Source organism: Comamonas testosteroni TK102 (assembly GCF_000739375.1).
Taxonomy (GTDB): Bacteria; Pseudomonadota; Gammaproteobacteria; order Burkholderiales; family Burkholderiaceae_C; genus Comamonas; species Comamonas brasiliensis.
Map to the genome: position 1 here is coordinate 472,648 of NZ_CP006704.1, position 14,278 is coordinate 486,925.

Below are 14,278 nucleotides of genomic sequence, written 5' to 3' on the forward strand. Positions count from 1 at the left end.
CGTGTCAGGCCGGTCGATGGGGCATTGCACATGCCATGGGGTATCAGAGACAGCGAGGAAGCGCCGCCGCGCACCGAGGCTGTCGTCCCCCTCCGGCGCAAAGCGCCAGAGAGGGGGAGGCGGCAAAGCCGCTCAGGGGGCCTTCAGATCACAGGCTGGCCTTGATGGCGTCGGCCAAAGATTTGATGCCGACGTTGATCTGCTCGGCAGACACCGTCACGTACGACAGACGCAGCGTGTTGTTCTGCGCATCGCCGGCATAGAAAGGCGCGCCGGGCACAAAAGCCATATTGCGCTCCACGGCCTTGGCCAGCAGGGCCTGGGCGTCCATGCCCGCAGGCAGCTTGACCCAGAGGAACATGCCGCTCACGGGACGTGTCCATTGCACGTCGAGGCCGGCCATCTCGCGCTCCAGGGCCATCAGCATCACATCGCGCTGGGCCTTGTACATGGCGCGGATGGTGGGCACATGGCGGTCCAGGAAGCCGTCCTTGATGACTTCGGCTACCACGCGCTGGTTGAAGCTGGGGGTGTGCAGGTCGGCAGCCTGCTTGGCCTGGGTCAGCTTGCCATACACGGACTTGGGCGCAACGATGAAGCCGATGCGCAGGCCCGGGGCCAGCACCTTGGAGAACGAGCCCATGTAGATCACGCCCTCGGGGTTGCGTGCAGCCAGGGGCAGGGGAGGCTCCTGTTCGTACCAGAGGTCGCCGTAGGGGTTGTCCTCGATGAGGGGAATGTCCAGTTCCCTGGCCTTGTCGACCAGGGCCTGGCGGCGCGCATCGCTCATGGTGCGGCCGGTGGGGTTCTGGAAGTTGGGCAGCACATAGGCCAGGCGGGCCTTGCCGGCACCGCTGCCGATCTGCTTGGCAAAGTCCTCGATCAGCATGCCTTCGTCATCGCTGTCCACGCCCACGGCCACGGGCTCCATGGGAGTGAAGGCCTGCAGGGCGCCCAGGTAGGTGGGCTTTTCGACCAGCAGACGGCTGCCCTTGTCCAGGAACACCTTGCCGATCAGATCCAGCGCCTGCTGGCTGCCGGTGGTGATCAGGATCTGCTCGGGATCGACGTTCCAGGGCAGGAAGTCGGCGATCGCCTGACGCAGCGGGGCAAAGCCTTCGGTGGTCGAGTACTGCAGGGCCGCGGCACCGTCACGCTGCATCACGGTCTGGCAGGCTTCGGTGAACGCGTCCAGGGGGAAGGCCTTGGGGGAAGGCAGGCCGCCAGCCATGCTGATGATGCCGGGGCGGTCGGTCAGCTTGAGGATCTCGCGGATGGCGGAGGAATTCATCTTGGCAGCACGTTCTGCCAGCGTCCAGGTTGTCATAAAACAGTACTCGATCTCTACGTTGCCAGCCCGGTCAGGGCTGGCCGGTGTGCACTCTCACGCCATTGTCGGGCATGTGCCGGCCCGAGCTTGGGGCTCGGAATGCAATCGCTGCGGCGCACAAGGCGCTGCAACTATGCACCAGCAGGTGGGGCTTATTGTGTCGCGGCCGGTTTGCCTGTGTGGGCTGGCGGGCAATTGCGACGGTGTGGTCTGCAGTCGGTGAGGCCGCAGACCGTGACCATAGCCCTGTGTGGAGGGCGGCCAAGAGAGGTTGATGGACTCAATATACGCCTGAGACCATTACAGTACCTATACAGACAGTCTCACAATTATGGCTTCTGTATTGGTACTCGCTTCAATACAGTTCGCGGCACATCACCATGTCCATCTCCCTGTCCCGCCAGGCGGCCCTGACCCTGACCCAGCAACTGGCCGAGCGTCTGGCCGAACGCATACGCACCAGGCTGCTGCCCGCAGGCGCGCGCCTGCCTTCGGTGCGTGAATGTGCGCGCCAGCAGGGCGTGAGTCCGTACACGGTGGTGGCCGCCTACGACCTGCTGCAGGCCCAGGGGCTGGTCGAGGCCAGGCCGCAACGCGGCTTCTTTGTGCGAGATATTGTGCAAAATCCGCTTCAAACGCAGGAGGGTAAAGCGCAGATAGCTATCAATGAGGGGGCGCTCAATACCCCGGTAGGCATCCCGCCGGGCACGCGCATCAACGCCACCATGCTGATCCGCGGCATGTTTGTGGAGAGCGTGGCCGGCAAACCCCAGCCCGGTGCCGGTGTGCTGCCCGCCGAGTGGCTCGATGCCGGCTTTCTGGTGGCGGCCATGCGCAAGGTCACCAGCGGGCAGGCGCTGCGCGAATCGCTGGTGCGCTACGGCGAACCCATGGGCGACAGCCGGCTGCGCGAGGCGCTGGCACGTCGCATGCAGCGCATAGGCATCGCGGCGGGGCCGGGCCAGATCATCACCACCCTGGGCGCGACCCAGGCGCTGGACATCGTGAGCCGGGCCCTGTTGCAGCCCGGCGATCCGGTGATGGTGGAAGAGCCGGGCTGGGCCGTGGAATATGCGCGCCTGGCCGCCATGGGCATGCGCGTGCTGCCGGTGCCGCGCGGGCCCGAGGGGCCGGACATGGCGGTGATGCAGCGCTATTGCGAGACCATGGCCCCCAAGCTCTATGTGAGTGTCAGCGTGCTGCACAACCCCACGGGTTACAGCCTGAGTGCGGCCAGCGCCCATGAGGTGCTGCAGATGGCGCAGCGTCATGGCTTTTATGTGGTGGAGGACGATAGCTACTGCCATATCGCACCCGATCATGCGCCGCGCGTGTCGGTGCTGGACCGGCTGCAGCGCAGCATCTACATCAGCGGCTTTGCCAAGGTGCTGGTGCCCAACTGGCGCCTGGGCTATCTGGCAGCGCCGCCCGAGCTGGTCGAGAGACTGCTGGACACCAAGCTGCTGTCCACCCTGTCCACGCCGACCCCCATGGAGCAGGCGCTGGCCCTGTGCATGGAGCAAGGCCAGCTGCGCCGCCATGCCGAGCGGCTGCGCCAGCATCTGGCCCAGGCGCGCACGCGCAGCGTGGCGCTGGCTCAGGCTGCCGGTTGCCGTTTTGTGGCCGAGCCTGCGGGCATGTTCGGCTGGGTGGATACCGGTGTGGATACCGAGGTGCTGACCCAGCTGCTGCTGGATCAGGGCTACATGATTGCCCCTGGTGCCATGTTCCATGCCAGCCGGGGCTCCAGCACCTGCATGCGCATCAATTTCGCGACCACGCAGGACGCCGCCTTCTGGCGGGTCTTCGAGCGGGCGGTGGCCCAGATGCGGGCCCAGGCACAGAAGTTGTAGAACGTGTTGACGATCTCCTCGCGCCGCGACAGAGTAGAGATCGTCAACACGTTCTTAGCCCAGCTGGATGGGGCCCTGATGGATATGGCAGCCGGTGCGCTGCAGCAGCTCGCCAAAGGCGTCGGACATGAGATAGTCGAACTCCACGGGGCGCTGCCTGCCTATGGCATCGCCCTCCACCACGCCGCTGGCCGGGTGGCACATCAGCAGGCCGCCAGCCGCCATATGCGGCAGCCAGCCGGCCATCTGCCTGCCATAGCTGGCGGTGTCGGGGGCATCAAAGCCATAGACGCCGCCAAAGCCATGGTTCATGGGGATGTCTGCATGGCGTAGCCGTCTGGTGGTGGCCCAGCCACCCAGCAAGGCAATGATGGCGGCCTTGGGGCTGCGCCACAGACCTGCGGCCGGTGCCGTGGAGCGCACCCAGGGCATCTCGTGCGCGGCGTAGCGGGCCTGGAGTTCCTGCTGCATGGCCGCTCGCAGACCCGGCAACTGATGCACATGCTGGTGGCCGTCTATGAAGTCCGGGGCCGTGCCCATGACCTGCTCGAAAGCATCGAGCTGTTCGCGCCAGGCCTGGCGCATCAGACCCTGCGGCATCTGCCGTGCATAGGCCAGGCGCAGTACCGTGCCCAGCGCCTGGGCTCCATGCTGTCCGCCATGGTCTTCGGTCAGATTGAAATGCAGACCCACCGAGAGCCGGGGACGCAACGCCCTTAATGCCGGCGCGGCTTGCAGCCAGAGTGGCGAGGTGGTCATGCAGCTGGTGGCCGACAGACGACCGGCAAGCGTCAACTGCTGCACGGCGTCGTCCACCAGCGGATGCAGGGCGTAATCGTCGGCACACAGCAGGATGGCGCGGGGGGCTTTCATGTGATTCATGCGGTGCTGCTTGCCTTGAAGGCCCAGAACTTGCTCATGACAAAAGTGCCTATGGCCACCAGCACCAGCACGGCGGCCAGACTCCAGAAGTAATGCCAGTGCAGCCAGTTCAGGGCGATGTAGTACAGCGCCTCGTTGGCGATAAAGGAAAGACAGGCCACGGCAAAGAATTTCGCCACCACCGGCCAGCCCCTGGCCTGCGCTGCTGAAAAAGTGAGCAGGGCATGACCGTTGTAGCTGACCACAAAGGCCACGAGAAACGCCAGCACATTGGCACCGAGCGGTGGCAGGCCCAGCAGTGACACCAGCAGGCCGACCACCGCCAGATGCGTGGCTGCTGCCGAGCCGCCCACCAGCACGAACTGCAGCAGCTGCGGCAGGCGGCGCAGTCTTTGCAGCGCGCCCACGATCACGATGGCTCGCGCAGCGGGCTGCGGTCTTCATCATGGGCCACCAGGTAGATGGGGCGGCGCTTGACCTCTTCGTAGATGCGACCGATGTACTCGCCCAGAATGCCGATGGACAGCAACTGCACGCCCGAGAACAGCATGATGCTGGCGGCCAGTGTGGGCCAGCCGCGCAAAGGGTTGCCAAAGAACAGGGCTTCGGCCGCAATCCACAGGCCATAGGCCAGAGCCAGCAGGGAAATGCCGGCTCCCACCATGCTCCAGACGCGCAGGGGCAGGGTGGTGAAGGAGGTCAGTCCCAGGAGGGCCAGAGACCCCAGGCGGCGCAGATTGAAGCTGGAGCTGCCCGCCGCACGGTCCCGGGGAACAAAGGGCAGGGCGACGGTCTTGAAGCCGACCCAGGCGTACAGACCCTTCATGAAGCGATTGTTCTCCGGCAAAGCCTTGAGGGCATCGACGACCTTGCGGTCCATCCAGCGGAAGTCGCCTGCGTTCGGCGGCATCTTGACCGAGCTGCCCGAGTTCATCACGCGGTAGAACAGCTGGGTGCCCATGCGCTTGGCGCCGCTTTCTGCGCCGCGGTCGGCGATCACGCCATAGATCATCTCGTAGCCCGATTGCCACAGCTCATGCATTTCGGCCAGCATCTCCAGCGGATGCTGGAAGTCGGCGTCGATCAGCAGCACGGCATTGCCCCGGGCGTGGTCTATGCCGGCAGACAGCGCGGCTTCCTTGCCAAAGTTGCGCGACAAGGCGAGATAGCGCAGCGGCAGCTCCTGCGCCAGACGCAGGCTCAGCTCATGCGTGGCGTCACGGCTGCCGTCGTTGACCACCACGATCTCGAAATCGGGCGTCAAGGCCCGAACCGTCTCGGCCAGCGCACGCAGAAACCCCTCGATATTGGCTTGTTCGTTATAGGCCGGCACCACGCAGCTCAGCCTCAGCGGCTGGCGCGGCAACTGGGCTGGCGGGGCTGCGGGAGCATATTCGGCGTGAAAATCGGTCATGGGGCAGGATTTTCGCGCAAGTCTGTAACTGCTTGCTGGGCCGGCCATGGTTTGCACTGCTTCAAAAAGGCCGTCGTTATACTCACGCCCCTATTGCTCCTGCTTCTTTCCTGATCGTCTGATGACCGCTGCTCAACGCGAATCTCTTGTTCTTGGCGGCCGTGCCGTTGCCGCCTTGCTCGCCGTATACGGCGTGATCTGGCTGGCCATTCACTGGGTGACGGCCCTGGCCGCGCCCGGGGACAACGTGGAGCAGCTGATCTGGATTCACTCCCTGGAGCTGGGCTATTTCAAGCATCCGCCGATGCCGACCTGGATCATGGCCGCCTCCGCGGCTGTCTTTGGTCCGTCCATAGGGCTGACCTATGTGCTGGGCGGCGTGCTCACACTGGGCTCATTGGCGATTTTCTGGAAGCTGCTGTGCGATATGCGGGGCCGGGCCTATGCGAGCGTGGGTCTGCTGGCGGCGCTGAGCATCACCTTCTATTGCGGGCGGCTCTACTACTACAACCACAACGTCGTGATGATGCTGTGGATTTCGCTGGCCGTGGCGCTGACCTGGCATGTCACGCAGAAGCCATCCCTGGCGGGTTGGGCCTGGCTGGGCCTGGTTTCGGGCCTGGGCATGCTCAGCAAATATCAGTATGTGCTTGCGCTGGGCGTGATCGGCCTGTGGTGGCTGCGCATTGGCGCCTGGAAGAACCCGGTCCATGTCAAAGGAGCAGCACTGGCTGCTGCGGTCGGCCTGCTGGTGCTGTCTCCTCATCTGTACTGGCTGAAAACCCATGACTGGATGCCCATGCATTACGCAGAGCGCACGTCCCTGGGTCTGCACCTGGATACGGCCGCGCGCATCAAGATGTCCTGGACGTTTGCGGTGGACTGGATCTTCAACCGCTGCATGCCTGCCTGGATCGTGCTGGGTGTGGCTCTCTGGTGGGGACGCCGCAGGGCGGGCAAGACTGGAGCGCAGACTGCGCCTGCCAAGGAGGTGCCAGTCGACGCGGACAGGTTGCTGCGCGAGTTCTGGCTGCTCTGGGGCCTGGTGCCGCTGCTGGCCATGCTGGTGCTGTGCCTGTTTACGGGCTCCTATCTACACCTGCAATGGGGCACGGCCTTCATGTTCCTGTGCGTGCCGGCCGTCATGGAGTGGGCGCGCTCGCCACGGAGCTGGGGTGCAGCCGGGGACATGCGTGCCGCCTGGCTGACGTTTGGGGTTCTGCAGGCGCTGCTGTTGCTGCAGTTCTGGCTGGCTTCGCCCATGGGGCTGTCGGGCTACAAGAGCACCCATCAGAACCATATCCCCGTGGACAAGATCGTGGAAGGTCTGGCGCCGGCGGCGCATCAGGCACTGGGCGGCCCTGTGGACATCATCATCGGTCCGCAGGCGCTGGCCGGGCGTATTGCGATGGAGCTGCCCGAGCGTCCGCGCGTCTATGTGGAGCGCAATCTGCAATACAGCCCCTGGATTCGTGAGGAGGAGCTGCCGAGCGCCCGCATCATCGAGGTGGTAGTGGCCCCGGACCCATTGCCTGAAGGCTTCACCCGCGCCTATGGTGTCTGGGCCTGGCGGCCGGTGAAGATCGCCAAGGGCGAGCACTGAGACCTGCCACAACAAGAATAGGCGAGCCTCTGGCTCGCCTTTTTGCTGGAGTTGCCGATTCGAGCCTAGCTGGCTGCGTGATAGATGCGTGCGCGGCCGGTCTGCGATGCGCCGCGCAGGCTGCTTTCGTAGGTGCTGTCTTCGGCCGCAGGCACCAGTGCCTTGGTACGGCGCTGGTTGAGCACGGAAAGCCGTGCCAGCTGGTCACGGACCAGGGAGATTTCGCGGTCCAGATTCTGCGCGCGCTCGCGCAGTGCAGGCGTCCAGTCGTCGGCCGAAAAGCGCCTGGCGAGCTGGGAGAACGCCACCATGGCGTCCCGCAGGCGGGTGCTGGACTGTTCCAGCGCGGATGCGTCCGGTGACTGCAGCGATGCCGAAACGGTCTGAATCACCGCATCCAGCGAATCGAGCATTTCCTGCAAGGTCATCGGGTCAGCCTCTGTTCGGGAGTTCAGCCGCGGGCGCTTCAGCCGCGGGCGTGAACCAGGAATTCTTCGGTATTGGCCAGCAGCTTGTCTGCCACGGCCTCGGCGTTGACGCGGAAGCTGCCATTGGCAATGGCTTCGCGCATGGCCTTGACGCGATCGGCATCAAAGTCGGTGTTGGTACGGCTTTGGCTGTCCAGGGCGCGGGCCGAGGACGAAAAGGACACGGGCACACCGGCGGTGCGCTCGGACAAGCCTTTGGTCGATTCTTCGGTGGCAACCGTGGTTGCGGATTTCGGGGCCTGCTTGGCGGCTGCAGCGGTCTGCTGCAGGTCCGGCTTATTGCCTATCTTCATGCTGGTTCTCCAATCGCCCTGTATCGGCGTAGGGCGCTGTAGCCTTGCTTTCGACAAGGGCGCGTAAAACTTGAGGAATATTTGGCACGGTCTTTAAAGTGAGTATGCACTCTCTTGTTATTGAACCAGAACCACGCCACTGGCATTGACCGTTCCTGTGACAAGGCGGCCATTATCCATGCGAACCCGTACCTGTTGCCCTTCTCCGGCTGCTGCCATCGCCTTGCCCGAGCCGGCAACGCTGAAACCGCCACCGTTGACCATCACCTGCACGGGCGATCCCGCCGTGAACAGGGCCGGCGGGCGCACCATGTTCTGGCGCAGAGCCTGCCCCGATGTCAGCGGACGCGCCGCGACCATGCCGATGAAATCCTCAGCATTGGCGAATACGGCAGCGCTGTCCTCGGCCCAGTCCACTTCTGCGGGGACGGCGTCCTCGGCGCTCAGCGTCTTGCCGGCGGGAATATTGCCCTGCGCTACCCAGGCCGGGCCATAGGCTCGCACGGTGATGGGAAGGAACACGTTCCAGGGCACGCTGCCCTGCACGCAGCGCAGGCCCAGCCGGGTGCGACCCCAGAGGCGACTGCCCGCAGGCAGATAGGGCTCGACCTTGGCGCAGGCTGCCAGTCGCAGACGCGAGTCCAGCTGGCCCATCTGGACCTCCATGCGCAAAGCCATGCCGTTGCCGGCCTGCACGGTCTCAGCCGACGGCTGGTGCAAAGCCGCATCGACAAAGCGCTGTCCGATCTGGCTGAGCTGCGCTGCGCCATCCTGGGCCTGTGCGCCAGCCGTCAGCAGCAGGGCGCCCAGACCCCATGCCGCAGCCAGGCCTTGAGAGGGGCGAAGGCGCGGAGATAGGGAAAAGCGGCCAGACATGCATCAATCCTTTGAAGTATCCGCAGACACAGGGCTGCAGACGATGCTGGCAAATATAGGCGCGACCCGGCTTGCGCAATGGCTTGAAGTGCCAGCGCAATACCGCTTTCTTCGCGCTTTAGTTTGCGCTGCCGATTTTCATAATCCTCGCATGCCGCAGTCCGTGGGCTCCGGCATCCCCGAATTCTGAAAGCGAGGCCGCAATGCTGAACAAAATGACCGAACGACTGGACTTCCAAAGCGAGGCGCTGCTGCTGCGCGCCGAGCGCCAGCGTGCGATTGCCAGCAATATCGCCAATGCCGACACCCCTGGTTATGTGGCGCGCGACTTCAATTTCCGCGAAGCCTTGATGGCCGCGACCAGCGGTCCCAAGCCCTTGACCCAGGCCAGCGTCACGACGGCAGGCCATATCCCGCTGCAGGCGCAGATGTCGGACGAGGCACTCAAGGCCAAGCTCGGCTATGCGGTCAATTCCCAGCCCAGTCTGGACAACAACACCGTGGATCTGGATCGCGAGCGCGCCAACTTTGTCGACAACTCCGTGCGCTACGAAGCCACGCTGCGCTTCATCAACGGCCAGGCCAAGACCATGCTCAGCGCCATTCAAGGCCAGTAAGCCCAGGAGCTCAACCATGTCCATGTTTTCCATCTTCAATATCTCGGGCAGTGCGGTCAGCGCCCAGTCCCAGCGTCTGAACGTGGTGGCCTCCAATCTGGCCAACGTCGATGCCGTGGCCGGCCCCGACGGCAGCGTCTACAAGGCGCGCCAGGTCGTGTTCCAGACCGTGCCTATGGGCAATGACGGCAGCGCAGGCGTCAAGGTCAATGCCATCAGCGAGGACAACACGCCCGGACGCCGCATCCACGACCCCAGCAATCCGCTGGCCGATGGCGAGGGCTATGTCACCCACTCCAACGTGAGCGCCGTGGACGAGATGGTCAACATGATCTCGGCGTCACGCTCCTATCAGAACAACGTGGAAGTCATGAACACGGCCAAGACGCTGCTGCTCAAGACTCTGCAAATGGGCCAGTAAGCCCGGGAACACACACATGATCTACGGCGCAAGCAGCGTGGACGGCACCACGACCAACACCACCAGCAATACCAAGAACTCGGTAACCGACCCCAACGAGGCGCAGGACCGCTTCCTCAAGCTGCTGGTGGCCCAGCTCAACAACCAGGACCCCATGAATCCCATGGACAACGCGGAAATGACCTCGCAGATGGCGCAGATCAACACCGTGACTGGCATTCAGCAGCTGAACCAGACCATGGCTTCCATGTCCAGCCAGTTCTCGGCCATGCAGGTGCTGCAAGGCACTTCCATGATCGGCCGCACGGTGCTGACGGAGGGCAACACCCTGGGCGTGGCGGCCGACGGCACGCATACCGCAGCCTTCGATCTGGAAAACCAGGCGGCCAGCGTCAAGATCCAGATCACCACGGCCAGCGGCGAGCTGGTGGACACCATCGATCTGGGGGGCGGCACGGCCGGTCGCAACTACTTCACCTGGGAAGGCAAGGACAAATACAGCGGCGACTCCTCGCAGCTGCGCTACAGCGTGGTTGCCACCAATGGCACGACCGCCGTGGCATCCACACCGCTGGCGCCCCATGCCGTGATCGCCGCCAGCTCGGCCAACGGCGCGCTGTCGCTGGAACTCGATAACGGCAGCAGCGTGGCTTATTCCGGCATCAAGGCCGTTTACTGATTGAGGAGCACATCATGGGTTTTCAACAAGGTCTCTCGGGCTTGAACGCCGCCAGCAAGAATCTGGACGTCATTGGCCACAACATCGCCAACTCCAGCACCACGGGCTTCAAGGCATCGCGCGCCGACTTTGCCGAAATGATCGCCAGCGCCATCGGCTCGGCCAGCGGTCAGAGCAGCGGCATCGGCGTCAACGTGGCCGCCGTGTCCCAGCAGTTCCGGCAGGGCTCCATCACTTCGACGGGCAACAACCTGGACCTTGCCATCAACGGCAACGGCTTTTTCGTGGTCAAGCAAAGCGACGGCAGCATCGCCTATACGCGCGCCGGCAACTTCGGTCTGGACAAGGAGGGCAACCTCAAGACCGTGGACAACGACAATGTCATGGGCTATGTGGTCGATCCCACGACCGGCAAGATCCAGTCGGGCGCCACTCCCGTGCCGATGAGCTTTCCCACAGGGCAGCCGATTCCCGCCAAGCAGACTTCCACGGTGAATGTGGAGCTGAATCTGGATGCGCGCGCCACGGCTGCCGCCGGCGACGCGACGGCCACGCCTCCCGTGGCTGCCACGCCGCGTGCCACCTATGGCACCTCGCTCAATGTGTATGACACCCAGGGCACGGCCATTCCCGTCAATCTGTATTTCGAGAAAGATGCCACAGGCAACACCTGGAACATCTTCAACTCGCTCGATGCCTCGGCCACTCCCATCGGCACGGCCGTGTTCGATGCCAGCGGCAAGCTCACCAGCGTCACGCCGAACGCCCCGACCACAGGATCGGGCACCACGCTGGACCTGAGCATCAGCGGCGGCACGGCCAATCCCAACGGCCTGCCCGCATTCGACGTGGCCTTCGATTTCGGCGGCCTGACCCAGTTCGGCACCAAGTTCGCCGTCAGCAGTCTCAAGCAGGACGGCTACACCTCGGGCGCGCTGACCGGCATCAATGTGGGCCGCGACGGCTCCATCGTGGCTTCCTACTCCAACGGCGTCACGCGTACCGAAGGTCAGATCGCCCTGGCGGCCTTCACCAATACCCAGGGTCTGGGCTCCATCGGTAACAACAAATGGGTGGCCACCTCCGACTCCGGTCCTGCGCTCAATGGTTCGGCCCAGACCGGCACCTTCGGCTCGCTGCAGTCGGGTGCGCTGGAAGAGTCCAACGTGGATCTGACGGCCGAGCTGGTCAACATGATGACGGCGCAGCGCTCCTATCAGGCCAACGCCCAGACCATCAAGACGCAGGATCAGGTGTTCTCCACCCTGGTGAATCTGCGGTAACGGGTAAGCCTCTGAGGCGCTTTGCGCCTCCTGACGGGACGCCCAGGCTGAGCGCCGGCATCCGGGGGAGGCGGAAAAAGCGAGTGATTTGACGCAAGAAAGGTCAGCATGGACAGAATAATTTATACATCGATGACTGGGGCCAATGCGGCTGCCCAGCGTCAGGCCGTGCTGGCCCACAATCTGGCCAATGCCGGCACCAACGGCTTTCGCGCCGAGATGTCCACCTTCCGCTCGGTGCCGCTGCAGGGCACGGGAGCCGGCACGCGCGTGTTTGCGCTGGAGGCCACCTCCGGCTATCAGGACACTCCCGGCCCAGCCCAGCGCACCGGTCGTGCGCTGGATGCCATGGCCATGGGGCGCGCCTGGTTTGCCGTGCAGGGGCTCGATGGCCAGGAAGCCTACACGCGCAACGGCGTGTTCGAGATCTCGCCCGAAGGGCAGCTGGTCAACAGCAATGGACAGGCCGTGCTCTCCGACGGCGGTGCGCCCATCGATATCCCGCCCGAGTCCACGATTTCCCTGGGCTCGGACGGCACGCTGACCGCCAAGATGGGCAATCAGCTGCCCGTGGCCGTGGGGCGCGTCAAGCTGGTCACGCCGCCCGTCGACGAGCCGCTGGTGCGCGGCGATGACGGCTTTTTCCGCGCGGCCCAGGGCGATGCACTGCCCAACGACGAGACGGCACGCCTGCTGTCGGGCTCGATCGAAGGATCGAACGTGAACTCCGTCGAAACCATGGTCGGCATGATCGCCGCCTCGCGCCAGTTCGAGCAGCAGATGAAGCTGCTGCAGACCGCAGAAACCAACGATAAATCCGCCAGCCAGCTGCTGAGCATGAACGGCTGATAGCCAAAGGAATACGTCATGATCAATTCGCTGTTCATTGCCAAGACCGGCATGGAAGCCCAGCAGACGCAGCTGGACGTGATCTCGCACAATCTGGCCAACGTCTCCACCACGGGCTACAAGCGCGCGAATGCGGTCTTCGAGGATCTGATCTATCAGAACCTGCGCCAGTCGGGTTCGCAGACCACCGAGCAGAACCAGCTGCCTACAGGCTTGCATCTGGGCCTGGGCGTGCGCACAGTGGCAACCAGCCGCAACTTTCTGCAGGGCAGCCTGCAGCAATCGAGCAATGCGCTGGATGTGGCCATCAACGGCAACGGCTTCTTCGAAGTCAATATGCCCGACGGCACGATTGCCTATACCCGCGACGGCTCGTTCGAGGTCGATTCCCAGGGCCAGCTGGTAACTTCCAGCGGCCTGCCCGTGGCCAATGGCATCACCATCCCTCAGGGCGCGACCAAGGTGTCAATCAGCCATGACGGCGTGGTCAGCGTCACCATGCCCGGCCAGGCTGCGCCGCAGCAGGTGGGCAATATCGCAATGAGCCAGTTCATCAATGCCGCGGGCCTGGAGCCGCGCGGCCAGAACCTCTACGTCGAGACGGCCTCCTCGGGACAGCCCCAGCAGGGCACGCCCGGCACCAACGGCCTGGGCACGATTCAGCAGGGCTATCTGGAAGCCTCGAACGTGAACGTGGTCCAGGAGCTGGTGACCATGATCCAGACCCAGCGCGCCTACGAAATGAATTCCAAGGCGATCCAGACTTCCGACCAGATGCTGGCCAAGCTGGCACAGCTCTGATTGATCACCATGTATTGAGGAGCAGCTTGCGCTTGACACATATGGTTTTCAGATCAATTCGATGCTGATTTCCATTCTGAGAAAGCGGTAGAAGCTCTGATTTCAATAGCGTGCATTGCGCACGCAGGGCACAAGGGGCGAAGCGCCTGACTGCCAAGGACTTGCCGCCATGTTCAAAGCCATTGTTTCCCATTGCCCGCCGCTCTGTGCCCTCGCCGGGGCCCTGCTGGTTTCGGGCTGCGTCACGCTCAATCCACCGCCGCCCGTGGACATGCCCTCGACGGCACCTCCCGTGCTGCAGCCGCGCGAGCAGACGGCCCAGAATCCCACCGGCAGCCTGTTCAATGCCAGCCGCTACCGCCCCATGTTCGAGGATCAGCGCGCCCGCATGGTGGGCGACTCGGTGACGGTGCAGATCGTCGAGCGCGTTTCGGCCAGCCAGAGCACGGACTCCAAGGTCGGGCGAGCCAACGAGCTGAGCACGGGCATCACCTCGCTGCCGCTGCTCAGGGGCGGCGCCGAGAAGACGGTGGCCGATGCGCTCACCCTGGGGGCCGAGAGCAAGAACGACTTCAAGGGCTCGGGAGCCACCAGCAGCAACAACACCTTCACAGGCTCGATTGCCACCACCGTGGTCGATGTGCTGCCCAACGGCCATCTGGTGATTGCCGGCGAGAAGCAGATCGGTGTCAACCACAACGTCGATGTGCTGCGTTTCACGGGAACAGTGGACCCGCGCTCGCTGCGTCCGGGCAGCACCGTGGCATCGACCCAGGTGGCCAATCTGCGCGTCGAATCGCGCAGCCGTGGCCAGGCCGGTGAAGCCCAGTCAATTGGCTGGTTGTCCCGGTTCTTTTTGAACGTTATGCCGTTCTGATTCTTCCGAGAA

The 14,278-nt window shown here is 63.9% G+C and carries 17 protein-coding genes; 10 read left to right on the forward strand and 7 right to left on the reverse strand.

Features of this window, described 5'->3' with window-relative positions:
* Positions 1-148 precede the first annotated feature (148 nt).
* Entirely contained in the window at positions 149-1,327 is a 1,179-nt protein-coding gene (locus O987_RS02145; RefSeq protein WP_043370677.1) for a PLP-dependent aminotransferase family protein, read from the reverse strand.
* Between the two features lie 383 nt (positions 1,328-1,710).
* Between O987_RS02145 and O987_RS02150 the strand changes: the two genes are divergently transcribed.
* On the forward strand, positions 1,711-3,183 hold the full coding sequence (locus O987_RS02150) for a PLP-dependent aminotransferase family protein (RefSeq protein ID WP_043370679.1): 1,473 nt from the start codon (positions 1,711-1,713) through the stop codon (positions 3,181-3,183).
* Positions 3,184-3,237: 54 nt separating this feature from the next.
* Here the strand turns inward: O987_RS02150 and O987_RS02155 are convergent, their stop codons facing one another.
* The 3 genes from O987_RS02155 to O987_RS02165 are packed head-to-tail and all read right to left on the reverse strand — an operon-like array spanning position 3,238 to position 5,479.
* Positions 3,238-4,065 carry a ChbG/HpnK family deacetylase gene (locus O987_RS02155; protein ID WP_003059220.1) on the reverse strand — a complete coding sequence of 276 codons (828 nt, stop codon included), beginning with the start codon at positions 4,063-4,065 and terminating at the stop codon, positions 3,238-3,240.
* Complete coding sequence (locus tag O987_RS02160) at positions 4,062-4,478, reverse strand: GtrA family protein (RefSeq protein ID WP_043370681.1); 417 nt, start codon at positions 4,476-4,478, stop codon at positions 4,062-4,064. The genes O987_RS02155 and O987_RS02160 overlap by 4 nt, the downstream gene beginning before the upstream one ends.
* On the reverse strand, positions 4,475-5,479 hold the full coding sequence (locus tag O987_RS02165) for a glycosyltransferase family 2 protein (RefSeq protein ID WP_043370682.1): 1,005 nt from the start codon (positions 5,477-5,479) through the stop codon (positions 4,475-4,477). Before O987_RS02165 ends, O987_RS02160 begins: the two co-directional genes overlap by 4 nt.
* 121 nt (positions 5,480-5,600) lie before the next feature.
* Here O987_RS02165 and O987_RS02170 point away from each other — a divergent pair, with 121 nt between their 5' ends.
* A complete protein-coding gene (locus O987_RS02170) occupies positions 5,601-7,082 on the forward strand; it encodes an ArnT family glycosyltransferase (protein WP_043370684.1) in 1,482 nt (493 codons plus the stop codon).
* A 65-nt stretch (positions 7,083-7,147) separates the two neighbouring features.
* Here O987_RS02170 and O987_RS02175 read toward each other — a convergent pair whose 3' ends face one another.
* The 3 genes from O987_RS02175 to flgA form a co-directional block, all read right to left on the reverse strand.
* On the reverse strand, positions 7,148-7,510 hold the full coding sequence (locus O987_RS02175) for a hypothetical protein (protein WP_003059212.1): 363 nt from the start codon (positions 7,508-7,510) through the stop codon (positions 7,148-7,150).
* 38 nt (positions 7,511-7,548) lie between these two features.
* Positions 7,549-7,863 (reverse strand): flagellar biosynthesis anti-sigma factor FlgM, encoded by a 315-nt coding sequence (gene flgM, locus O987_RS02180; protein ID WP_003059210.1) that lies wholly within the window; start codon positions 7,861-7,863, stop codon positions 7,549-7,551.
* Positions 7,864-7,980: 117 nt separating this feature from the next.
* A complete protein-coding gene (gene flgA, locus O987_RS02185; protein WP_043370685.1) occupies positions 7,981-8,739 on the reverse strand; it encodes a flagellar basal body P-ring formation chaperone FlgA in 759 nt (252 codons plus the stop codon).
* Between flgA and O987_RS28590 the strand changes: the two genes are divergently transcribed.
* From O987_RS28590 to O987_RS02220, 8 genes are all read left to right on the forward strand, one after another.
* Positions 8,738-8,929: a hypothetical protein gene (locus tag O987_RS28590; RefSeq protein WP_144244881.1), complete on the forward strand. Its 192-nt coding sequence runs from the start codon at positions 8,738-8,740 to the stop codon at positions 8,927-8,929. The two genes, flgA and O987_RS28590, sit on opposite strands and share 2 nt — an antisense overlap.
* 13 nt (positions 8,930-8,942) lie before the next feature.
* Positions 8,943-9,356, forward strand: coding sequence for a flagellar basal body rod protein FlgB (gene flgB / locus O987_RS02190; RefSeq protein ID WP_003059206.1), 414 nt, complete (start codon positions 8,943-8,945; stop codon positions 9,354-9,356).
* A 16-nt stretch (positions 9,357-9,372) separates the two neighbouring features.
* Positions 9,373-9,777: a flagellar basal body rod protein FlgC gene (flgC, locus tag O987_RS02195; RefSeq protein ID WP_003059205.1), complete on the forward strand. Its 405-nt coding sequence runs from the start codon at positions 9,373-9,375 to the stop codon at positions 9,775-9,777.
* 16 nt (positions 9,778-9,793) lie between these two features.
* Positions 9,794-10,456 (forward strand): flagellar hook assembly protein FlgD, encoded by a 663-nt coding sequence (locus tag O987_RS02200; RefSeq protein ID WP_003059204.1) that lies wholly within the window; start codon positions 9,794-9,796, stop codon positions 10,454-10,456.
* 14 nt (positions 10,457-10,470) lie between these two features.
* Entirely contained in the window at positions 10,471-11,739 is a 1,269-nt protein-coding gene (gene flgE / locus O987_RS02205; protein WP_043370687.1) for a flagellar hook protein FlgE, read from the forward strand.
* A gap of 108 nt (positions 11,740-11,847) precedes the next feature.
* On the forward strand, positions 11,848-12,588 hold the full coding sequence (locus tag O987_RS02210; RefSeq protein ID WP_003059202.1) for a flagellar basal body rod protein FlgF: 741 nt from the start codon (positions 11,848-11,850) through the stop codon (positions 12,586-12,588).
* An 18-nt stretch (positions 12,589-12,606) separates the two neighbouring features.
* On the forward strand, positions 12,607-13,389 hold the full coding sequence (flgG, locus tag O987_RS02215) for a flagellar basal-body rod protein FlgG (RefSeq protein ID WP_003059201.1): 783 nt from the start codon (positions 12,607-12,609) through the stop codon (positions 13,387-13,389).
* A 169-nt stretch (positions 13,390-13,558) separates the two neighbouring features.
* Positions 13,559-14,266, forward strand: coding sequence for a flagellar basal body L-ring protein FlgH (locus O987_RS02220; protein WP_051962279.1), 708 nt, complete (start codon positions 13,559-13,561; stop codon positions 14,264-14,266).
* The last annotated feature ends 12 nt before the right edge of the window (positions 14,267-14,278 follow it).